At 63.9% G+C, this 19,562-nt stretch carries 23 protein-coding genes; 4 read left to right on the top strand and 19 right to left on the bottom strand.

Annotated elements, in window-relative coordinates; all coding sequences use genetic code 11:
- Positions 1 to 6 precede the first annotated feature (6 nt).
- The 11 genes from flgL to flgB form a co-directional block, all read right to left on the bottom strand.
- Complete coding sequence (gene flgL, locus GQA94_RS04450) at positions 7 to 921, bottom strand: flagellar hook-associated protein FlgL (RefSeq protein ID WP_158186941.1); 915 nt, start codon at positions 919 to 921, stop codon at positions 7 to 9.
- A 37-nt stretch (positions 922 to 958) separates the two neighbouring features.
- A complete protein-coding gene (gene flgK, locus GQA94_RS04445; protein ID WP_158186940.1) occupies positions 959 to 2,326 on the bottom strand; it encodes a flagellar hook-associated protein FlgK in 1,368 nt (455 codons plus the stop codon).
- The gene (locus tag GQA94_RS04440) at positions 2,323 to 3,354 is read right to left on the bottom strand and encodes a transglycosylase SLT domain-containing protein (protein ID WP_158186939.1); all 1,032 of its coding nucleotides are present in this window, start codon (positions 3,352 to 3,354) and stop codon (positions 2,323 to 2,325) included. The genes flgK and GQA94_RS04440 overlap by 4 nt, the downstream gene beginning before the upstream one ends.
- Before the next feature lie 62 nt (positions 3,355 to 3,416).
- The gene (locus tag GQA94_RS04435; protein WP_158186938.1) at positions 3,417 to 4,526 is read right to left on the bottom strand and encodes a flagellar basal body P-ring protein FlgI; all 1,110 of its coding nucleotides are present in this window, start codon (positions 4,524 to 4,526) and stop codon (positions 3,417 to 3,419) included.
- Positions 4,527 to 4,541: 15 nt separating this feature from the next.
- Positions 4,542 to 5,207, bottom strand: coding sequence for a flagellar basal body L-ring protein FlgH (flgH, locus tag GQA94_RS04430; protein WP_158186937.1), 666 nt, complete (start codon positions 5,205 to 5,207; stop codon positions 4,542 to 4,544).
- A 5-nt stretch (positions 5,208 to 5,212) separates the two neighbouring features.
- Complete coding sequence (gene flgG / locus GQA94_RS04425) at positions 5,213 to 5,998, bottom strand: flagellar basal-body rod protein FlgG (RefSeq protein WP_158186936.1); 786 nt, start codon at positions 5,996 to 5,998, stop codon at positions 5,213 to 5,215.
- Positions 5,999 to 6,012: 14 nt separating this feature from the next.
- Entirely contained in the window at positions 6,013 to 6,741 is a 729-nt protein-coding gene (gene flgF, locus GQA94_RS04420; RefSeq protein ID WP_158186935.1) for a flagellar basal-body rod protein FlgF, read from the bottom strand.
- Positions 6,742 to 6,750: 9 nt separating this feature from the next.
- On the bottom strand, positions 6,751 to 7,938 hold the full coding sequence (gene flgE / locus GQA94_RS04415; protein WP_158186934.1) for a flagellar hook protein FlgE: 1,188 nt from the start codon (positions 7,936 to 7,938) through the stop codon (positions 6,751 to 6,753).
- Between the two features lie 53 nt (positions 7,939 to 7,991).
- On the bottom strand, positions 7,992 to 8,675 hold the full coding sequence (locus GQA94_RS04410) for a flagellar hook capping FlgD N-terminal domain-containing protein (protein ID WP_158186933.1): 684 nt from the start codon (positions 8,673 to 8,675) through the stop codon (positions 7,992 to 7,994).
- On the bottom strand, positions 8,675 to 9,103 hold the full coding sequence (flgC, locus tag GQA94_RS04405; RefSeq protein ID WP_158186932.1) for a flagellar basal body rod protein FlgC: 429 nt from the start codon (positions 9,101 to 9,103) through the stop codon (positions 8,675 to 8,677). The genes GQA94_RS04410 and flgC overlap by 1 nt, the downstream gene beginning before the upstream one ends.
- Positions 9,104 to 9,107: 4 nt before the next feature.
- A complete protein-coding gene (flgB, locus tag GQA94_RS04400; RefSeq protein WP_158186931.1) occupies positions 9,108 to 9,473 on the bottom strand; it encodes a flagellar basal body rod protein FlgB in 366 nt (121 codons plus the stop codon).
- 224 nt (positions 9,474 to 9,697) lie between these two features.
- On the opposite strand from flgB, the gene flgA reads away from it, so the two are divergent.
- The 4 genes from flgA (at position 9,698) to GQA94_RS04380 (ending at position 13,149) form a co-directional block, all read left to right on the top strand.
- Positions 9,698 to 10,378 carry a flagellar basal body P-ring formation chaperone FlgA gene (gene flgA / locus GQA94_RS04395; protein ID WP_336508009.1) on the top strand — a complete coding sequence of 227 codons (681 nt, stop codon included), beginning with the start codon at positions 9,698 to 9,700 and terminating at the stop codon, positions 10,376 to 10,378.
- A 228-nt stretch (positions 10,379 to 10,606) separates the two neighbouring features.
- Positions 10,607 to 11,449, top strand: coding sequence for a lateral flagellin LafA (gene lafA, locus GQA94_RS04390; protein WP_158186929.1), 843 nt, complete (start codon positions 10,607 to 10,609; stop codon positions 11,447 to 11,449).
- A gap of 348 nt (positions 11,450 to 11,797) precedes the next feature.
- Positions 11,798 to 12,670, top strand: coding sequence for a transcriptional regulator (locus tag GQA94_RS04385; protein WP_158186928.1), 873 nt, complete (start codon positions 11,798 to 11,800; stop codon positions 12,668 to 12,670).
- Positions 12,667 to 13,149, top strand: coding sequence for a hypothetical protein (locus GQA94_RS04380; RefSeq protein ID WP_158186927.1), 483 nt, complete (start codon positions 12,667 to 12,669; stop codon positions 13,147 to 13,149). Before GQA94_RS04385 ends, GQA94_RS04380 begins: the two co-directional genes overlap by 4 nt.
- A 64-nt stretch (positions 13,150 to 13,213) precedes the next feature.
- On the opposite strand, the gene GQA94_RS04375 is transcribed toward GQA94_RS04380, so the two are convergent.
- From GQA94_RS04375 to fliD, 8 genes are read right to left on the bottom strand one after another with little or no spacing between them, the layout of a single operon-like run.
- Positions 13,214 to 14,125, bottom strand: coding sequence for an OmpA family protein (locus tag GQA94_RS04375; protein WP_158186926.1), 912 nt, complete (start codon positions 14,123 to 14,125; stop codon positions 13,214 to 13,216).
- Positions 14,122 to 14,994, bottom strand: a complete 873-nt coding sequence (gene motA, locus GQA94_RS04370; RefSeq protein WP_158186925.1) for a flagellar motor stator protein MotA — start codon at positions 14,992 to 14,994, stop codon at positions 14,122 to 14,124. Before motA ends, GQA94_RS04375 begins: the two co-directional genes overlap by 4 nt.
- A gap of 4 nt (positions 14,995 to 14,998) precedes the next feature.
- Complete coding sequence (locus GQA94_RS04365) at positions 14,999 to 15,733, bottom strand: FliA/WhiG family RNA polymerase sigma factor (RefSeq protein ID WP_158186924.1); 735 nt, start codon at positions 15,731 to 15,733, stop codon at positions 14,999 to 15,001.
- A 9-nt stretch (positions 15,734 to 15,742) separates the two neighbouring features.
- Entirely contained in the window at positions 15,743 to 16,210 is a 468-nt protein-coding gene (locus GQA94_RS04360) for a flagellar basal body-associated FliL family protein (protein ID WP_158186923.1), read from the bottom strand.
- A 36-nt stretch (positions 16,211 to 16,246) separates the two neighbouring features.
- Positions 16,247 to 17,428, bottom strand: coding sequence for a flagellar hook-length control protein FliK (locus tag GQA94_RS04355; RefSeq protein ID WP_158186922.1), 1,182 nt, complete (start codon positions 17,426 to 17,428; stop codon positions 16,247 to 16,249).
- The gene (locus GQA94_RS04350) at positions 17,425 to 17,745 is read right to left on the bottom strand and encodes a hypothetical protein (RefSeq protein WP_158186921.1); all 321 of its coding nucleotides are present in this window, start codon (positions 17,743 to 17,745) and stop codon (positions 17,425 to 17,427) included. The genes GQA94_RS04355 and GQA94_RS04350 overlap by 4 nt, the downstream gene beginning before the upstream one ends.
- Positions 17,729 to 18,127 (bottom strand): flagellar export chaperone FliS, encoded by a 399-nt coding sequence (gene fliS / locus GQA94_RS04345; RefSeq protein ID WP_158186920.1) that lies wholly within the window; start codon positions 18,125 to 18,127, stop codon positions 17,729 to 17,731. The genes GQA94_RS04350 and fliS overlap by 17 nt, the downstream gene beginning before the upstream one ends.
- The gene (gene fliD / locus GQA94_RS04340) at positions 18,124 to 19,395 is read right to left on the bottom strand and encodes a flagellar filament capping protein FliD (protein WP_158186919.1); all 1,272 of its coding nucleotides are present in this window, start codon (positions 19,393 to 19,395) and stop codon (positions 18,124 to 18,126) included. Before fliD ends, fliS begins: the two co-directional genes overlap by 4 nt.
- Positions 19,396 to 19,562 lie beyond the last annotated feature (167 nt).

Genomic DNA, 19,562 nt, shown 5'->3' with positions numbered 1-19,562 from the left:
CCTCGGTCAGAGCATGCCGAACAGCGACAGCCCGTTGATCTTCAAATAGGTCTTCTGCGTCGCCTGAAGCGACAGCTGATAATTGTTCAGGTCGATGCTGGCCGCGGCGTAGTCGAGCTGGGACAGCTCGCCCTCGATCTTCTGGTTCACCAGCGACACATCCTCGTTGCTGCTCGACAGCAGCGTCAGGGTATTCTGCCGCCCGCCCAGTTCGGTGATTGCGCCGAGCAGGTCGCTGTGAGTCGCATCAAGGCTGCCCAGGGTCGCGCTGATCTGCGCGCGCACGGCGGGGTCGGTCGCATCCAGCGCAGGATCGGAGAGCGTGGCGACCAGCGCGTGAAGGTCATTGAGCACACCCACGCCCGCGCCGAATACCTGGGCGGCGGTGACATTCTCCTCGACCAGTACGCCGTTGGCGACTGCCGCCTGGCGGTATTGGTCGTTGCCGGTGAGGCTGTAGGTCGCACTCGCCTCATCGAAACTGATCGCCGGACGATCACTGAGCGTGCCGGAGAACAGGTAGCGGCCTTCTTCGTCACGCACGTTGGCAAAACTGAGAATGGTCTTTTCCAGGCTCCCCAGTTCGTTCGCGATGGCGGCCAGGTCTTCACCGGTGTTGCTGCCATTGGCTGCCCACAACAGCATGTCGCGCACGTTGAGCAGGGTGTCGGAGGTGGACTTGAGGTTGGCCTCCTGCTTGGACAGGTTGCCCGAGACGTTGGCGATGTTGGTGCGGTACTGGGTGAGGCTGGCTTCTTCGCGCTGGATACGCAGCACGCGCACGGCGGAAATCGGATCATCCGATGGCAGCAGCATGCGTTCGCCGGTCGCCATTTGCTGCATCAGCTTGCCGAGTTTTTCGGAGCTGGTGTTCATCGAGCCATGCATCATGGCGGTGATCTGGGCGTTGGAGATGCGCATGGGTCTTTACTCGTCAGTCGAATCGGCCGGTGCCGATTCAGAACATCGCCAGTACGGCGTTGAACAGATCGTTGGAAGTGCTGATGACCTTCATGTTGGCCTGGTACGCCTGCTCGTAGGCCATCAGGTTGACGGCTTCCTCGTCCAGGTTCACGGCACTGACGCTGTCGCGCTGGGCTTGAGCCTGCTCGGCGACGGTGGTCGCGGCACTGCGGTCCGCCTGGTTCTGCCGGCTGGCACTGGCGACGCGGCCGACCAGGCTGGCATAGGCGTCATTGAGCGGCACGGTGTTGCCGGCAACCGTGATGCCTTGTGATTTCAGGTCCAGCAGCGCGAGCAGGTTGCGGTTGTTGCCCACTTCGCCCGGCGTCGAGGAGAACGCCAGTTCCGTGGCCGCCAGTGGATTGACCTCGAGCATGCTGCTGGTACTGCCCGGGTTGTGCACGAACAGCGGCTGGCCTGGATTGCCGTCGAGGTCAAAGCCGCCGGCAAGCGTATCGTTGACCATCGCCGCCAGCGCCGAGGCCATTTCGTGCAGGTCCTGCTGGGCGGGACGCAACGCACCGTACTCCATGTCGTAGAGGCTGCCGAGCGAACCGCCGATGCCCTTCTGGTTCACCGGGAAGGTGGTCTTGGCGAAGACCAGCGTCATGTCCTGCTCGCCGGCCACATTCTCACTGACGTTCAGTTGCCCGGCGGTGGTGCCGGCCACCAGCGGCTGGCCGTTCGCCAACGACACGCTGAGCGTTCCGTCCGCCGCCTCCTGGACGCGAATGCCGGCGTACTGGCTGAGGTCCTTGACCAGATTGTCCCGGTAGTCACGCAGGGTCGCGGTGTCGCGCCCGGAAGCGTCCATCTCGCGAATCTGCGCGTTGAGCTCGGCGATGTTGCCGGACAGCCCGTTGATCTCGCTGACCATCGCCACACGCTGGCCCTGCAGGGCGTTGAGCTGGATGCCGATGTTGCTGCTCAGGCCGTTGAAGCGCTGTGCCAGTTGCTTCGACTCGCCAATGATCTGCTGGCGCAGCGCAATGGATTCGGGAGTCGAACTGGCTTCGCTGAGCGCGGCGAAGAAGTTGTCCAGACCGACGCTGACACTGGAGCCTTCGCTGTCGATCAGGCCCTCCAGCGCGGTCAGGTACTGCTGATTGGTGTTGAAGTAGTGCTTGTCCGTGGTGGCGCGCCAGAGCTGCTGATTCTGGAAGTCATTGGACAGGCGACGGATGCTGCTGACCTGCACGCCCCCGCCGACACTGACCGAACTCTGACCACCGAGCGAATGCAGATTCGGCGCCAGGCGGCTGAAGCCCGGCGTGTTGACGTTGGCGATGTTCTGCCCGGTCGCCGTCAGGGCGATCTGCGAGGCGCGAACGCCGCTGTAGCCGATTTGACCAAGAATGCTCACGACACGATTTCCTTCGACTCGATCCGGATCGGTTGGGCAAACGCCACGGAAAGGTGGCCGCCGCCGATGACACTGCGCTGCTGAGTGGAAAGAGCGACCGCATCGGTGTCGCAATTAAGCGCCGCTTGCAGCGGGCGCGCGACGGCCTGGACCTGCGCACGCGGCTCGACCGGTCGCGGGGCCGCGGCTCGCAGGTCTTCGAGGATGTTGCGGGTGTAATTTCGGGTTTCCGCGTAGGGAATCTTCTGCACCCAGGCCGCCATTCCGATTTCGCCCTTGCGCGGGTCGCCGTGGTCCTTGAGCCACTCGTCGACCTTGCCCGGGCCAGCATTGTAGGCAGCCAGCGCCAGCGCCTGATGACCCTCGTAACGGTCGAGCATCTTGTTCAGGTAGGCGCTGCCCAGGCGTTTGTTGTACTCGGCGTCGGTGGTCAGTCGCGCTTCGCTGAACGGCAGGCCGAGTTCGGCGGCCATGTCGCGCGCGGTGCCGGGCATCAATTGCATCAGCCCGCGGGCGCCTTTGGGCGAAACCGCCGCGATGTTGCCACTCGATTCATGCTTGATGACGCTGTCGACCAGTGACTTGAAGCCCGCCTTGCCACTTTCCCAGGCGCTGTCGAGGGCTTCGACGCCGCGCTGCCAGGTACCACGCAATGCGTGCAGGCCGCCCGCCTGCACGCCGCTGGCGGCGTGGCCAGCCAGGGCAGCGGGCACGGGCGCGGTGCCGGGTGCATCGCCGCTCAACTGTTGCACCAGCATGTCGGCGATGCCGGTCTGCCGCTTGCCGGCCAGGGTGTCGGCCAGCACTTCGTCGTAGAAGTCGCGCATGGTGTCCAGCTCGCGGCTGCGCATGGGGTTGCCGGCGCCGAGCACGTCGCCAGCCTTGCGCATCTGCTTGAGAATCTGCTGCAGGAACATCGCTTCGAACTGCTCGGCGACGACTTCCAGTTGCTGGCGCCGGGCCGCATTCGGCCCGTCGGCGCGCTGGCGCAGGGTGTTGAGGTGCTGTGGGAGGGAAACGATGCTCATGGTCGCCTTGGAACCTGTTCAAATCTGCTGCGCGTCGGGCCTGTCCGGTCAGGGACAAGCGCTTACATCACGATCAGTTCCGCGTTCAGTGCGCCGGCGCGTTCCAGCGACTGCAGAATGCTCATCACGTCGTCCGGCGTGGCGCCAAGACTGTTGATGGTGTTGATGATGCTTTCCAGGCTGGCACCCTCAGGCCACTTGAACATGGCCTTGCGGTCCTGCTCGATTGCGACATCGGACTGCGGCGTGACCACCGTCTCGCCGCGCGCCAGGGGATTGGGCTGGCTGACCTGAGGACGTTCGCTGATGGTCACCGTCAGGCTGCCATGGGCGACCGCCGCGGCTTTCACCCGCACGCCCTGGCCGACCACTACGGTCCCGGTGCGGCTGTTGAATACCACCTTCGGCCGGGTCCGTCCCTCTTCCACTTCCAGCCGCTCGAGCATGGCCATGAAGCTCATGCGCTGGGTGCTGGTGACCGGGGCGCGGATCGAAATCTTGGTGGCATTGAGGGCCGTGGCGGTGCCCTTGCCGAAGTAGGCGTCAACCGCGTCGACCACGCGGGTCACGGTCTGGAAGCTCGGCTGCCGTACGTTGAGCATCACGTCCGGACGCTCGGTGAAATCGCTGGGAATCATCCGCTCGACCGTCGCGCCGTTGGGAATCAATCCGCTGTTGGAGGTGTTGATCGCGACCCTGGAACCGCTGGCGCCCTCGGCGTTGACGCCACCGACGATCACCGCGCCCTGGGCAAGTGCGTAGGTCTCGCCATCGACCCCCTGCAGCGGCGTCATCAGCAACTGGCCACCGCGCAGGCTCTTGGCGTCGCCCAGCGATGAAACGGTGACGTCCACCGTCTGGCCGGCGCTATAGGACGGCGGCACCGTCGCGGTAATGGTCACCGCGGCGACGTTCTTCAGCTTCGGGTCGACGTTCGGCGGCAGGTTCACGCCGAACTGCTTGATCATGTTGGCCACCGACTGGCTGGTGAACCTGACCTGGTTCTTGTCGCCAGTGCCATCGAGGCCCACGACCAGGCCGTAGCCGATCAGCTGGTTGCCGCGAATGCCCTCGACATCTACCAGATCCATCAGCGGCACGGCGTGCGCGGATTGCCAGCACAGCGCGACGGCGGCAAGGAACAGCTTCAGGGATCGCTTCGGGCTCGTCATATCAGGGGCTATCACTTAAAGAGGGAACAACGGCGAGGCGAAGAAGCGGGTCAACCAGCCCGCCGAGTTGCTGTCGTTGAGCACGCCGCGTCCGGCGTAGGAAATCTTGGCGTTGGCCACGCTCTGCGACGACACCTGGTTGTAGCGGTTGATGTCGTCGATGCGCACCAGGCCGGTGAGCCGGATGTATTCGTCACCCTGATTCAGACGCAGCGCCTTCTCGCCCTTGATCTGCAAGGTGCCGTTGGGCAGCACGCGGTGCACGCTGACCGCAATGGAGCCGCGCAGGGTGTTCTGCTGCGAACTTTTGGCCGAGCCGTTGAATTCGCGCTCGGCACCGGCGGATGTCTCGACGTCCGGGTAGGTCTTGCCAAGCACCGTCGGGATACCGATGCCGACACTCGATTCCTTGCCGAAACTGGTGCCGGCGCTCTTGCTCGACTGGGTGGATTCGTCCAGTACCACGGTGAGGATGTCGCCGACCCGCACCGCGCGCTTGTCGCTGATCAGCGAACCGCTGTAGCCGGAGCGGAACAGACCGCCGCCGGTCGTGGGCGGCAGGCTGTAATCCAGCTCCAGCGGCTCGTACTCGCTCGACGGCTCGTCCGGCAGCATCTCGTTGAAGCTGGCACAGCCTGGCAGCAGGGCAAGCGCGACAAGCAGAATCGGGGTGCGCATCATCGATCTCAGACGGTCTGGTTGAGGAATTGCTGCATGCCGCTGGCCGCGTCGAGCACCTTGGCGTTGGCCTCGTAGGCCCGCTGAATGGCGATCATCGCCACCATGGCCTCGACCACCTGCACGTTGGAGCCTTCCAGCACGCCCTGCTTGAGCTGGCCAAGACCTTCCTCGCCCGGCACGCCTTCGACCGGTTCGCCACTGGCCACGGTTTCGCGGTAGAGGTTGCCGCCCAGCGCCTCGAGGCCACCCGGATTGGTGAAATTGACCAGCGTGATCTGGCCCAGCTCGGACGGAAGGGTGTCGCCGGCCAGCACCGCGGTGACGATGCCATCGGCGCCCACGGTAAAGCCGGTGCTGCCCTGCGGCACTTCGATGGCGGGCGCCAGGGGCAGCCCCTGGGCGTTGACCATCACGCCCTCGGCATTGAGCTGGAACTGCCCGTTTTCGGTGTAGAGGAGGTCGCCGTTCGGTGACTCGACCTGAAAGAAACCACGCCCGACGATGGCCAGATCCATCGGCTGGCCGGTGGTCTGGATGCTGCCTTCGGTGAAGACTTTCTGCGTGCCGGCGACGCGCACGCCGCTGCCCAGCTGGATGCCGGACGGGACGGTGTTGATCTCGTCGGCCTGGGCGCCGGGCTGCTTCTCGATGCTGTAGAACAGGTCTTCGAAGACCGCGCGGTCGCTCTTGAAGCCGTTGGTGTTGACGTTGGCCAGATTGTTGGCGACGGTCGCCATCGCCGTGTCCTGGGCGGCCAGTCCGGTCTTGCTGACCCAAAGTGCGGAATTCATGCGTTATCTCCCGATCAGCTGCCGCGGATCATTCGGTTGCCGGCGTCGGAAAGGTCCTCGGCGGCTTTCATCATCTTTACCTGGGTTTCGAACAGGCGGTTGAGGCTCATGGTCGAGGCCAGCTCGTCGATGGCCGAGACGTTGCTCGATTCGAGGAAGCCGCTGGCCAGGCGTACGTCTTCGCTGGGCGCAGCGGGCTCGCCGTTACGCGTCACCAGCAGGCCAGCCGCGTTCTTCGTCAGATCGGCGGCCTGCACGTCGACCAGGCGGATGCGGTCGACCTCCGCCATCATCCAGTCGCCCGGCGCCATGATCGAGACGGTGCCGTCGTTACCGATTTCAACCCGGTCATGCTCGGGCAGTTGGATTGGCCCGCCCTCGCCCATCACGGCGCGGCCGTTGAGGGTCAGTCGGCCTTCGGCATCGATCTGCATGCTGCCCTGGCGCGTGTAGGCCTCGCCCTCGCCATCCTGCAGGACGATCAGGCCCGTGCCCTTGACGGCGAAATCCAGCGCGCGGCCAGTGGCCATCAGCGGTCCGGCGGCCAGGTTGACGCCGTTGTTTTCTACCACCGCCATGTGCCGGCTGTCGTAGCCGTAGCCCTCGACGGCAACCGCCTGGGCGCGCTCGAGGTCGGCGCGAAAGCCGGGCGTATTCACATTGGCGAGGTTGTTCGAACGCACCTGCAGCGACATCATCGTGCGGCTGGCGGCGGTCATCGCCGTGTATCCCAAACGGTCCATGGATCAGCCTCAGAGCGCGTTGAACAGAACCTGGGTCAGTTCCTTGTTGGTGGAAATCACCTGGGTGTTGGCCTGGTAGTTACGCTGGCCTTCCATCAGGCCCACCAACTGCTGGGTGAGGTCGACGTTGGAGCTTTCCAGCGCGCCGGAGGCCAGGGTGCCGAACTGGCCGATCCCTGGCGCCCCGAGCATCGCCGCACCGGAGGCGGCGGTTTCGGTCCAGGCGGTGCCGCTGATGTTCTTCAGGCCTTCGGCGTTGGCGAAGGTGGCCAGCACCACCTGACCCTGCAGCAGGCGCTCACCGTTGGAATAGGTGGCGTAGACCTTGCCGTCCTTCTCGACGCTCATGCCGGTCTGCTCGCCCGCGGCGTACCCGGTGGCGCGGTTGCCGGTGACGTTGAACTCGGAGCCGTACTGGCTGGTTCCGGTGTAGTCGAGCGCAATGTTCAATGGCGCAACGCCGCCGCCCAGCGTGACGGTCAGGGGAACGGTACCGATCGGGGTGGCCAGCGAGCCGTTCGCATCGAACGTCAGCGGTTGTGGGGCCGCCAGTGCAGCGCCGTCGACGTAGTAATGCGCTTGCCAGCTGTTGTCAGCGGTCTTGGCGAAGTACTGGGTCAGGGTGTGTTCCTTGCCCTGGGAATCGAACACCTTGGTGGTGTACGTGGAGTTGTAGCTGTCGGCCACCTGCGGATCGAAGGCCACCGCCGGTACGTCCTGGTTCGCGTCGAGGTTGGCGACGAAACTCAGCTCGTCGGTGGCCTTGGCTGGCAGTCCACCGGTCTTCATCTGCAAGTCGCCCACCACGCCAGTCTGAAGGTTGCCGGTGGCATCGGTCGGGTAACCCTGCAGGCGCTGGCCCAGACTGTTGGTCAGGTAGCTATCCTTGTCGGTGCCGAACATACCGGCGCGGGTATAGGCCACGTCGCCATTGCTGGCGCGGGTGACGAAGAAGCCGCCGCCGGAGATCGCCAGGTCCAGGTCACGGTTGGTGGTGGTCAAGGCGCCGCCCTGGCTGATGCTCTGGGTCGTACCGATCACCTCGACCCCCATGGCCTGGCTTTCGGCATAGAGGCTGCCGAAATCGGTACGCGACGATTTGAAGCCAACGGTGCCGGAGTTGGCGATGTTGTTGCCGATGGTGTTGAGTTGTTCGTTGACCGCCGACAGGCCGGTCAGTGCGATATTGAAACTCATGGGCTGATCTCGATGCGATAAGTAGGTAGAAAGCTGGCGAGCCCCGTTCGGGCTCAGCCGCCGAGCAGCCCGGCGTCGGCCTGGGCGAATTCAACAATGTTGTAGAAGGGCACCGAGCCGACGCCCTGGACCTGAAGCACCGGACCCTCGGCGCTGACCCGCACGTTGGAGACATGGCCGGCGACTTCCACCGTCGGGAATTCACCGTTTTCCGATTCGATGGCGATGCCGTATTGGCCATCGCGCAGGCCGTACTTGGCCGGATCGATCACGAAGGGCACCTTGCCGGCCGACTGTGCGCCCAGTTCGATACGGGTCTGGCTGCCGTTGGAGTCGGTCAGCAGCAATGTCGTGCGCGGCGAAGCGTGAGCCAGGTCGAACTGGCCCTCGACGGCGTGCCCGCTGAGTTCCAGCGACTCCACCGCCACACTCACCTGCTGGCCCACCAGGCCGGCGGCGGTGAGCGTCTGCAGATTGTCGGTCAGCACCAGGTTGTTCTGTGCCAGCGTTGCCAGGTTTTCCATGCTCTTGACCTGCGACATCGCCGAGAACTGGTTGAGGAATTCGGTGCTGTCGACCGGCTTGGTCGGGTCCTGGTACTTGATCTGCGCGACCATCAGGCTGATGAAGTTGTTCTCCATCTGCGTGGCATCGCTGACGTTCACCGCCTGCTTGGGCAGCGCATTGCCCGCGGCGTTGAGCGCGCCGCTGGTGTGGGTGTCATTGGTCACGGCCATCAGGCTTCTCCCAGCCGCAACAGGCTTTGCTGCATGCTTTTCACACGGTTGAGCACCTCTACCCCGGTCTCGAAGCTGCGCGTCGCCGACATCATGTCGGTCATCTCTTCGATCTCGTTGATGTCGGGGTAGTAGACATAGCCTTCGCCGTCGGCCAGCGGATTGCCCGGCTCGTAGCGACGCTTGGGTTCGGCGCCGGACGTGACGACGTCGAGCACTTGCACATGTGCTCCGCCAAGGCCGACGCCACGCGTCAGCGAGTTGTTCTCGTACACCGCGGCGAACATCGGCTTGCGCGCCTGGTAAACGTCCGCGGCGTTGTTGGCCGCCGAATCGGTGTTGGCCAGGTTGCTGGCCACGGTGTTGAGGCGAACGGTCTGGGCATTCATCGCCGAGCCGGCGATACGGTAGATGGAATCGAATGACATGACTTCAACGTCCCTCGATGGCCTGCTTCAAACCACGAAATTTCATCGTGATGAAGGTCAGGCTGGTCTGGAAATCCATGGAGTTGCGTGAGAACTGCGCCTGCTCGGTCGACAGCTCGACCGTGTTGCCGTCCTGCGAGGCCTGCCCCGGTACGCGGAACAGCAGCCGAGGATCGGTGCCGGCAGTGGACGCGCGCGGCGAGGTGCTGCTCTCCAGCCGCTGCATTTCCTTGCCGAAATCGATATCGCGCGCCTGGAAGCCCGGCGTGTCTTCGTTGGCCAGGTTCGCCGCGAGAATTTCGCTGCGCTGCATGCGCAGGCTCAGGGCGCGCTCGTGGACGCCGAGCGCCTCATCAATCCGTATACTCATTAGCCATACCCTTTTGCAGCTCAAGCAGGCCGAACGACAGCCCACCGCTTTTCGGCTTTGTGTGCAGAAACCGTGCCGAACCGAATTCGACAGGTAAGCATTTGATTTACATGAGAAATCCCTGCAGACGCGATCACCTTTCAGAGCCTGCGCTTCCGCATCGAACGGCGCCACGGAAGGAAAGCGGAAAAACGCCTTCCGCCTGGTGGGCGCTTGCGCTGGTCATGCTGGCCACGAGCACCCCGGCGCAGGCGGACGCCACCGTGCAGGTACGACAGGCCGTGGAAAACCATGTGCGCGCCATGCTCGAGCGGCAGGCCGAGCGCCAGGGCTGGCAGGGCATGCAGCTGCGATACGAAACCAACCTGCCCGCCAGTGTCGCCAGCTACCCACCCTGCGGCAGCGCCTTGCAAATCCGCGCCACGGGCGATGCGCCTTCGGCCATGGAGCGACAACAGTTGCAGATCAGCTGCGCGGATGCGCCCGGCTGGTCGGTGGGCGCGACCGCCCAGGCCCACGTGTTCCTGCCCGCCGTGCACGCCGAGGGCATCATCGACCGCGGCCAGACCATCGTCGGCAGCGACCTCAGGCTCGAGCGCATCAACATCGCCAAGGCCCGACGTGGCTACTACAACCGTCTGGACGAGGTGGTCGGCATGGCCGCCAAACGCCGTATTCGCGCAGGCCAGACCATCACGCCAGCGCTGCTGGAGCCTGCCATGGCGGTCAAGCGCGGAGAACCGGTGAAGGTCGTCGCCAGCAATGAGGGCATCGAGGCGTCGACCTCTGGCGAAGCCCTGGGCGACGGGCAGCCCGGAGACGTGATCCGCGTGCGCAACACACGCAGCGGCAAGGAGATCGATGCGAAAGTGATCGAGCCGGGCGTGGTGACGAGCACGTTCTGACACGCCGGTAAAAGGGGAAGAGGCAGTCAGGCAGCGCTCCACGCACAGGACACGCGGGTTCCCGGCCGCCAGGGGGCCTGCATTCCAGCCGCAGGATGGGTAGGTCACGAGCGACCATCAAAAATTTTGGCGTCAGGATTTAATCCTGCGACAGGGGCTGTCGCCTTACCTTTTCAGCAGGCAGTCAAGCCAGCTCCTAACAGCCCAATCGCACGAAGGATGATCATCATGGCTCTGTCCATTCACACCAACTATTCCGCCCTGACCACCAACACCGCGCTGAACAAGTCCAACAACGCCCTGGCCACCAACCAGCAGCGTCTGGGCACCGGCCTGCGCATCAACTCCGCTGCCGACGACGCCGCCGGCCTGCAGATCGCCACCCGCCTGAACGCTCAGAGCCGTGGCATGGGCGTTGCCATGCGTAACGTCGGCGACTCCATCTCCCTGCTGCAAACCGCTGAAGGCGCGCTCAACGAGATGACCGATATCATGCAGCGCATGAAAGATCTGTCCACCCAGGCTGCGAACGACACCAACTCCGCAGAAGACCGCACCGCCATCCAGGCTGAATTCACCGCGCTGTCCACAGAAATGGCGAACATTTTTGACAACACTGCCTACGCTGGCGAAGCGCTGTTCGGTGCAGGCAAGTTCGGCGCCGGCGCGGTCACGTTCCAGATTGGCGCCTCGACCGCCGAAACGCTTGAACTGGACGTGGCAGACAAGACCGACGCCCTCGATAGCCTGCTGGGCACGGATATCACTACGCTCGATATTACTACTCAAGCGGGCGCAAACGGTGCCATCGATACCCTAGCTAGCGCTTTGGATTCGATCGGCTCGCTGCGTGCGGATTTCGGCGCCAACATCAACCGCCTGAACCACACCAGCAACAACCTGGCGAACATGAAGGACAACACCGAAATGGCCAAAGGCCGGATCATGGACGCCGACTTCGCCGTCGAAAGCGCCAACATGAGCAAGAACTCCATGCTCATGCAGTCGGGCATTTCCATGCTCAAGCAAGCCGGCCAGATGCCAGGCATGGTCATGGGCCTGCTGGGCTAAGCGTCATCTAGCACGGCCGGTCGCAACGACCGGCCACAAAAAGCCCCGACTGGTTCGGGGCTTTTTGCGTTCAACGCCTGTTGAACCGTTCTCATCCGACCAGCGGCGAAAACAGCGGGCACAGCGCGGCGACACTATATATGCCGCAATACGCTCAAAATATGGGTTTTAAATCCTATATCTGCTGATGGGTGCGAATCGCCCGCCTCTACGATCCGATATCCGTCCGGCCATTGGCTGTAACAACCGGCTTGTAGTATCAAAAAAACGGCGCCAATATGCCGCCATTCGGTTTGCCAACCCCGTCACACCGAAAACTTCCTTTTCTCCCGTTTTTTCCAGGCGCTCATGACCTCATCTCTGACCCCCTCGGCCACCGATGCCTTCGTCTGCCCCCTGTTGAAAACCGGCCGAGCCGGTTGCTCGGCTCGCTTCGATCGCGCGCTGTACCAACTCGTGCTGTGCCATGAACAAGATGAAGACACGCTCGACCTCGGCTTCTCCGGCAGCCGGGTACTGGAGCGCCTGCTGCAGGCGCCCGGCGAAGTCGTGTCCCGCGAGGAACTGATGCGTTACGCCTGGGAAGGGCGGGTCGTCGGCCAGGGCAGTCTCAATCAACAAATCTATACGCTGCGCCAGGCGCTGTTCGATAGCCGCAGCCAGATCATCCAGACGCTGCCGCGCCGGGGTTACCTGTTCAATCCGCAATATCTGGCGCTCGAACCGGGGGCGTTGCCGGACGAGCTGGCGCCTGCCGCCGTTGCGTCGACACCTGAGCCTGCCTGCGTGGTAGAGCTGCCCGCGCCCAGCGCCATGACGATCCCGGTTGCCGCGCAGCCGAGCCGACGCGCCCGTTCATGGCAGGCCGCTGCGCTCGCCGGGACGGGGTTGATGGTTCTGGCGGCGCTGGCCACTCTGGGCTTTCGCCTGGCCAGTACGCCAGCGCCGTCCTTCACGCAGACCCTGGACATCAACGGTTTTCAGGTCCTCTACGTGGAAAAAAGCCAGCGCCTGCTCGATTCGCTGGTCAAGGAAACGCGCCTGCTGATCGATACCATGAGTGCCATGAATGCCGAGCCAGCCAGGCTGATCGTCAACATGTCCCCGGGCTTCTATGAAATCCGTTGCCTGCAGAGCGACGGCCGCGTCAATTGGCTGAAGGTGCACAAGAGCCGGATCCAGACGATCCCCAGCGACCATCTACTAGGGTGCCTGCAATGATCAACCAGAACGAAACCGGCGCGGTAGGCAGGCACATGCTGCGCATCATGGTGCCATCCGCCTTGTTGCTCTGGGCCTTCGTGGCGATGGGCACCACCGGCAACCTGTCCTCCAGCCTCGATGGTCGCTACAGCTCCAGCGGCCAGGTGGTGCTCAAGGACGGCGCGGCGATGAAGGTGAGCCAGAGCCTGGTCTTCACCAATGGGCGCTTTTACTCAATGACCCACAACGCGCCGGCCATCGTCGAAACCTCCGGACGGCTGGAAAGGGATCTGCTCGGGCGGGCTTCGCTGGTGGTCGAACAGGGCCAGGTCCACGGTCTCAAGCCGCAGAACCCGCTCGACGACGAACTGTTGTTCAACCTGTTCTATGGCGCCCACAAAGGGGCTCGGATCACCCTCGAGCAGATTGGAGCCTGCCTGTACGGCGTCGAAACCCAGCAGGTCTACTGCCCCGACGACCATCCGCACCGCGGCTGAAGGCACGGACTGAGCGGTCGCCTGCCGCACCTAGCGGTCCCGCCAAGCCCGCCGGCATTGCGTTTCAGCGACCGTCGCCGCGATAGCTCGCCCCGCTTTCGGTAAACCGCACCTGGCCGTAGCTGTCGCCGAACAGCTCCTCGTACAACGCCTGCGCCGAAGCGGTCAGCAGCAGGATTTCCACGCGGCGGTTGGCGCCGTTTTGCGGGTCATCGGGGTGCAGCGGCATGACGTCGGCCTGCGCGGTCACCTGCAGCACCGAACGCTCGGCCAGGCCCGCGTCGACCAGGGCGTTGCGCGCGCGCAGGGCGCGATCACCCGACAGGTTCCAGTTGTTGTAGCCGTTCTTCTGCCGATACGGCGTGGCGTCGGTGTGACCACTGATGATCAGCTTGTTGTCGACCTTGGCCAACACACCGGCGAGCACGCCCAGCAGCGTCTGGAAATGCGGGTTCAACGTGGCACTGCCGCGCTGGAACATGAAGCGCTGCTGGTCGTCCTTGATCAGGATTCGCAGTCCCTGCGGGACCACATCCACTTCCAGGTTGGCCAGCGCATCGACCTCGCTGGCCACCGCACGCATCAGCTCGGCGAGCGCCTTCAGCTCTTCGGTCGAGCCGAAGTGGCGGATGCCGTCCTGTTCGCGTTTCGATTCGACGCTGTCCGTCTCGCTGGCTTGCGGCGGGCGTACCGGTACCCCGTCGAGTTCGAGCGGCGACGTGCTGGTGCCGTCGAAAATGCCGGCGCCGCCATCGACGAGCGGATTGCTTTCCATCTCGCCGTAAGACGGGTTGGACAGTTCCATCTGTGGCTGGATGATCCACAACACCATGAACAGCGCCATCATGGCCAACGTAAAGTCGGCAAAGGCCACCTTCCAGGCACCACCATGCTCGTCGCCATGCCCCTTCTTGCTGCGGCGCTTGATGATGATCTCGTGCTCGCCGCCGGCGCCACCCTTGCCCCGGTTTCTCATGCGGCGTCCCTTTCTTCCTCATACTGGGTCACCCAGTTCTCCAGCTGACGGAAGGCGGGCTTGACGTCCTGTTCGATCAGCTTGCGGCCCGCATCCACCGCGAGCAACGTGGGCTTGCCGGCGACATGGGCGACCAGTGTGGTGCGCACGCATTCGAGCGCGGACAGTTCGGTCTTGATCCGCTGCGACATGGCGTTGGACAGCGGGTCCATCAGGCAATAGCAGAAGAAGATCCCGAGGAACGTACCCACCAGGGCCGCGGCGACGTGGGCGCCGATTTCCGCGACGCTGCCGCCGATGCTGCCCATGGTGATGATGATGCCCATGATCGCCGCGAGAATGCCGAAGCCCGGCATGGCCTCGCCGATCTTGTGCAGCGAACGCGCCGGTTGCAGCAGCGCATGCTCCATGGCTTCGAGCTCCTGCTCGAGAAAGCCCTCCAGTTCGTGGGCGGTGATCTTGCCCATCGCCATCAGGCGGAAGTTGTCGGCGATGAAGGCCATCAGGTTCTTTTCCTGAAGGATCAGCGGGTAGCGCACGAACAGGTCGCTCTGGTCCGGCTCCTCGATATGCGAGTCGAGCACCTTGAGGCCACCGACGTCGACCATTTCCAGCAGTTCGTAGAGCAACATGAGCAACTGGCGCTGGAATTCCTCACCGCGCCGCTGATAGGCGAAGACACCCTTGATCTGGTGCAGCATCTCGACCAGCACTTCCTTGGGGTTACCCACCACCAGGCTACCGAGTGCCGCGCCCAGGATGATGACCACCTCGGCGGGCTGCCAGAGCATGCGCATGTCGCCATTCGCCATGGCGTAGCCGCCCAGGACGCAGCCGATGATGATGAATGCACCTAATACTTTCTGCATGACGTTACTGGCTCTTCTCGGTTAGGAAGCGACAAGCCTTGCCGATCGCCTGTTTGCTCAGCTGACAGACCCGGGCATCGCTGACCTCCAGCACCAGGGCAATTTCCTTCAGACTCAACTCATGCTGGTAATACAGTGTCAGTACCAGCCGTTCACGCTCGTCCAGTCGCGCCAGCGCCTGCTCGAGCACACGCTCCTTGATCAAGCGCTCCTCGAACAGCTCGGTGGCATCCGGGAACTGCTCGTGACCGCTCTGCAGCAACTCGTCCAGGCTTTCGATCGCCTCGGACGAATCGGCCCAGAGAAAGTCCTGATAATCCTTTTCCCCAAGGCCGGTGTACGCCTTGATCTCCTCGTCGCTGGGCTCGTGGCCCAGTTGGCGAGACAGGTCGCGAATCGCATCGCGCACCCTGTGCGCCTGCTGGCGGACCTGGCGCGGGCGCCAGTCCTGGCGACGCAACTCATCGAGAATCGCGCCGCGAATGCGCAGCGAGGCAAACTTGCCGAACTGCTCGTCCGGCTCACCGTAGCGCCGCAACCCTTCGAGCAGGCCCATCATGCCGATCTGCTCCATGTCCTCGCGATCGAGCACCTGGTTGGCCTGCAGCGAGAGCTGCCGGACGATGCGCTTGACCAACGGCAGATACTGCATCAGCCAGCGCTGCTCGATGGCCGGGGCGAAGACCGACGAACCGGCCGGTGTGGCGCCGTAGTAGTCGACGGGGCAAGTGGCACTCATGGCGGGCCTTTACTGCACGATCAGCTTGTTGATCAGCACGTGCTTGAACGGCACCGCTGCATTCTTGCTGGCAAAATCGGCGAACAGGACCGTTTCCAGACGCTTCTGCAACTCGCTGAGTTTCAACCCGCGCAGTTCTTCGAATGGCAGTGACGACAGGTAGCCCACCACCGAGTTACGCACGATCGGTTCGGCCTGTTCGAAGTGCTTCGGCTCGTCGGAGGCATCGGCCTGCAAGGCAAGGTCCAGCACGAAATAGCGCTCTCGACCGTCGCCGCGCACGCTGACGATGACCTTTTCCACCGGGTAGAACTCGTATTCCGAAGGTTCGACCGGTTCGGCCGCGTCGGCCGCTTCGGCCTGTTCGGCTGCCCCCTGCATGCCGGGCTTGAGCAGCCAGTAACTGACACCAACACCACCGGCAACGGTCAGGACGTTGAGCAGCAGCATCAAAAGGACGAGACGGGGCGTCGACATAACACACTCACATTGGGTTGATTGGGTTGAATCGGGTCAAACCGTGATCAGCACATCCCGGGCGCGACCGCTTTTGCGGTCCTGCTCCGGTGCCGGCTCCTGCGGCCGAGCCGCCAGCGGCGACGGCTCGTCGGTCGGCGCCGCGCGCTGGCGCTGCTGACCCTGTTGTCCACCGCCGTCGGCACCCACCTGCACGTTGACCTGAACGAAATGCTGACCGACCAGTTCCTGGCGCAAACGGTCGCTGGTCTGCTGAAGCAGCCGCGCCACGTCGGCATTGGCGGCGGACAGCTGTACGTTCAGCCGTCCCGATTCGTGGCTCAGCAGAATCTCGAGGCTACCCAGCTCCGGCGGATCGAGGCGGATGGTGGCGCTCTGGATTTTCTGCTGGATCTGCAGATCGACGTTCTCACGCAGGGCGTGCAGCATCTGTTCGCCCCACTTGGCGTCCGGCGCCTGCAACTTCAGGGCACGATCAGCCGGCTGCAGCGGTGTTAGCTGCCCGCGCTCGGCGCCGGTGGTCACGGGTTCGCCAGCCTCCAACACCTCAGGGGCGCTCTGCAGCGGTTCGAGCGTGGCCATCGGCAGCGCGTCGGCCAAAGCGGGTGCCGCCGCCGGCTGTCCAGGGCTCATCCCGGCCGACCTGGGCATGGCGGCAGCGGCGGGATTGGCATCCGCAGCCCAGCCTGGATAGCCGCCGGCCATCAGCCCGTCCAGCGGATCGGCGGGCGCGCCATCCAATGGCGGCTCGCCTGCCGGCAATTGTGCCGGCAGCCAGGCGAGCCACTCATCGCCCAGCGGCGCGACGGCTTCCGGCAACGGCTGCGCAACCGGCCCGGACACGACGTCCGGTTCCGTGGCATCGCGCGCCTGAATCTCCGCCAGTTGCTGGTCGATCATGCCCAACAGCCACTGTTCAGGGGTCAGCGCTTGCGAGGTGTCATCAGCCGATGCAGAACGACCGCCCGGTTGCGCCACTTCACCCCGCTCGGGCGACGGCGGCAAGCGCATGTCCTGGGCAAAGCCCGCAGGCCGTTCGGCCGGATGTCCGGTCTCGCTGGCCGCCACCCTCATGCGCTCGCCGAAGCCGTGGGCCGCGCTGTCGGTCTGCTGCCGGCTTTTGCCGGGTTGGCCGCCATGGGCGGCACGAGCCTGCGCGGGCGGCGCGGACTCGGCGCTCACGGCAGCGGCGCGGCCGGCTGAAATCGACTGGATCATCCCCTGTCTCCGACTTGGAACATGTCAATTCGCTGGTAGGCGGCACGCCCTTCGGCGTACTCCAGGTGGTTCAGCAGCAGCAGACGCAGGCGCTCGCATTCGTCGGCGCAGGCTTGCACGCCTTCCCCATGCAGCTTCTTGAGACGGCTCTTGGCTGCACGGGCGGGCTCGTCGAGCGTCCGCCCGGCCAGCGCCTCGAGGCATTCACGGACGGCCTGATCGACGCGCGCCACGGCGTTCCAGTCGTTGGCCTGCAAGGCCTGGCGCAGCTGCGCATGCAGCTCGGTCAGGCGCGCGCTGTCACTTACGAGCGGCACTGACGCCCTCCCAACCTTCACGCAGGATGCCGAGCAGGTTGATCACTTCGTCCAGGCCCTCCAGCGACAGCGACACACTGACGTCGGAGAGGCGGTAGATGCAGTATTCATAGAGGCGCGCCAGCCCCTGCACGACTTCCCCACCGCCCTCTTCGTCGAGCGCGCCGTTGAGGCCGTTGAGGATATTCATGCACTTCTCCAGGGAAGCGCCCTTCTGTTGGTAGCGCTTGTGCTCGATATGGCCGCGGGCGCGCGCCAGTTCATCGAGCAGGCCATCCATCAGCACCAGCACCAGTTCGTAAGGCGAGGCGGAGGCCGCGCGGGCCTCGAGGTCTACCGATCGGTAGCTGTCGTAGCTGTCGTTTTGGAGATAAGTACTCATCCGAACAATCCGAAGGTCTGCTCCATGCTCTGCATGGTCTGCATCATGGTGGTGAATTGCCTGAGGTAGCGGCTGTAATGGGTGTCGTACTGCTGTTGAAGGTTTTCGAACTGGTCGTCGATGCGCCGCAGGCTCATGTCCAGCGTGTCCATGCGGTTTTTCAACATGCCGTTGGTGCTGCTGGTGTAGCTGCCGACCGTCTTGTCGATGCTGTCGAGCAGGTTGTCCTTGCCGGTGAACAGCGCCTCGAAGCCTTCCGGATCGTTGGCGACAGCGGCTTCGAAACGCGTAGCGTCGAGGGTCAACTTGCCGCTGCGGTCGGCACTGATGCCGAATTCGATCAGGCTCTTGCCACCGAAATCGGTACGCAGCAGGCCGTTCAGGCGGCTCTCGATGGAGCGCACGCTGGAATCGCCGGCCAGGGCACCGCGCGCCGTGCTGTCGCTGCCGCTTGCGGTCAGCGAATCGAAGCTGGTCATCAGGCTGTTGAAGGCATCGATGAAGCTCTGCGCCTTGGCCTTGGTGCCCGCCTTGTCCTGGCCAACGGTGACCGTCAGCGGCGTGTCGCCTGCCGCATGAGTCTTGCTGACCGTCATGCTGACGCCGTCGATGACGTCGGCGAAGGTATTGCTGGAACTGGTGAGCTCGATGCCACCGGCGCCATAACTGCCGCCCATGCGCACCCGCGCATCCTGGGCGGTCGACAGCTGCGTGGTGGTGGCTGCCGCGTTACCCGAAACGGCAAGGCTGAAACCGTTGGCGGCACCGGTCTGCTCGCTGGTCACGACCAGGCTGACCGCGCCATTGCTGCGTACCAGCGTGGCCTGCGCACCGAGTCCGGCGCCATTGATCGCCTTGGCCGCCTCGTCGAGCGTGCCGTAACTGCCGAGGTCGAATGCCTGGTCATTGAGCGTCAAGGTGCCGCTGAGGCTGCCATCGACGAGGCCCTGCACCGCCACCTGCTGCTTGCTGGCCAGACGCTCGACGTAAAAGTCATAGGTGCCTGCCGCCGCCGTGGTGCCGACGGTCGCCGAGGCGTAACCCTCCTGACTGAAGGTCGCGCTGTTGGTCAGCATGCTCGACGTGCGGCTGTTGAGCTTGGTCATCGCCGACTTGAAGGTCGTCAGCGATGTACGCAACGAACTCAGCGCATCGCGCTGGGACTTGTAGCGCGTTTCGTTGCGGTTAAGCCGATCCAGCGAAGACTGAACTTCGTAGGTCGCCAACTGCGTCGACATCTGCTGCACGTAATCGGAATCTATAGCCATCACCATCCCCTCTTGATGCTTGTAGAGCAAATTGGGTGCCAGGTCTCAAAAGCCCGTATTACGGGCTTCGCCGGGGCAGCCATGCAGAAAAAAGGCTTCCGCAACGCGACGTGACGAGGAAACGGGGAAACACCGTTTCCGCCTGCGGCGATGGCGGAACATCCCTG

It is taken from the genome of Stutzerimonas stutzeri (assembly GCF_009789555.1).
GTDB classification, from domain to species: domain Bacteria; phylum Pseudomonadota; class Gammaproteobacteria; order Pseudomonadales; family Pseudomonadaceae; genus Stutzerimonas; species Stutzerimonas stutzeri_R.
This window is presented reverse-complemented; position numbering and strand designations above follow the sequence as displayed.

Bases quoted from the DNA above. Each gene is read 5' to 3' on its own strand.
- flgL (WP_158186941.1), bottom strand. From the start codon at position 921: ATGCGCATCTCCAACGCCCAGATCACCGCCATGATGCATGGCTCGATG.
- GQA94_RS04440 (WP_158186939.1), bottom strand. From the start codon at position 3,354: ATGAGCATCGTTTCCCTCCCACAGCACCTCAACACCCTGCGCCAGCGC.
- GQA94_RS04435 (WP_158186938.1), bottom strand. From the start codon at position 4,526: ATGACGAGCCCGAAGCGATCCCTGAAGCTGTTCCTTGCCGCCGTCGCG.
- flgH (WP_158186937.1), bottom strand. From the start codon at position 5,207: ATGATGCGCACCCCGATTCTGCTTGTCGCGCTTGCCCTGCTGCCAGGC.
- flgG (WP_158186936.1), bottom strand. From the start codon at position 5,998: ATGAATTCCGCACTTTGGGTCAGCAAGACCGGACTGGCCGCCCAGGAC.
- flgF (WP_158186935.1), bottom strand. From the start codon at position 6,741: ATGGACCGTTTGGGATACACGGCGATGACCGCCGCCAGCCGCACGATG.
- flgE (WP_158186934.1), bottom strand. From the start codon at position 7,938: ATGAGTTTCAATATCGCACTGACCGGCCTGTCGGCGGTCAACGAACAA.
- GQA94_RS04410 (WP_158186933.1), bottom strand. From the start codon at position 8,675: ATGGCCGTGACCAATGACACCCACACCAGCGGCGCGCTCAACGCCGCG.
- flgC (WP_158186932.1), bottom strand. From the start codon at position 9,103: ATGTCATTCGATTCCATCTACCGTATCGCCGGCTCGGCGATGAATGCC.
- flgB (WP_158186931.1), bottom strand. From the start codon at position 9,473: ATGAGTATACGGATTGATGAGGCGCTCGGCGTCCACGAGCGCGCCCTG.
- flgA (WP_336508009.1), top strand. From the start codon at position 9,698: ATGCTGGCCACGAGCACCCCGGCGCAGGCGGACGCCACCGTGCAGGTA.
- lafA (WP_158186929.1), top strand. From the start codon at position 10,607: ATGGCTCTGTCCATTCACACCAACTATTCCGCCCTGACCACCAACACC.
- GQA94_RS04385 (WP_158186928.1), top strand. From the start codon at position 11,798: ATGACCTCATCTCTGACCCCCTCGGCCACCGATGCCTTCGTCTGCCCC.
- GQA94_RS04380 (WP_158186927.1), top strand. From the start codon at position 12,667: ATGATCAACCAGAACGAAACCGGCGCGGTAGGCAGGCACATGCTGCGC.
- GQA94_RS04375 (WP_158186926.1), bottom strand. From the start codon at position 14,125: ATGAGAAACCGGGGCAAGGGTGGCGCCGGCGGCGAGCACGAGATCATC.
- motA (WP_158186925.1), bottom strand. From the start codon at position 14,994: ATGCAGAAAGTATTAGGTGCATTCATCATCATCGGCTGCGTCCTGGGC.
- GQA94_RS04365 (WP_158186924.1), bottom strand. From the start codon at position 15,733: ATGAGTGCCACTTGCCCCGTCGACTACTACGGCGCCACACCGGCCGGT.
- GQA94_RS04360 (WP_158186923.1), bottom strand. From the start codon at position 16,210: ATGTCGACGCCCCGTCTCGTCCTTTTGATGCTGCTGCTCAACGTCCTG.
- GQA94_RS04355 (WP_158186922.1), bottom strand. From the start codon at position 17,428: ATGATCCAGTCGATTTCAGCCGGCCGCGCCGCTGCCGTGAGCGCCGAG.
- fliS (WP_158186920.1), bottom strand. From the start codon at position 18,127: ATGAGTACTTATCTCCAAAACGACAGCTACGACAGCTACCGATCGGTA.
- fliD (WP_158186919.1), bottom strand. From the start codon at position 19,395: ATGGCTATAGATTCCGATTACGTGCAGCAGATGTCGACGCAGTTGGCG.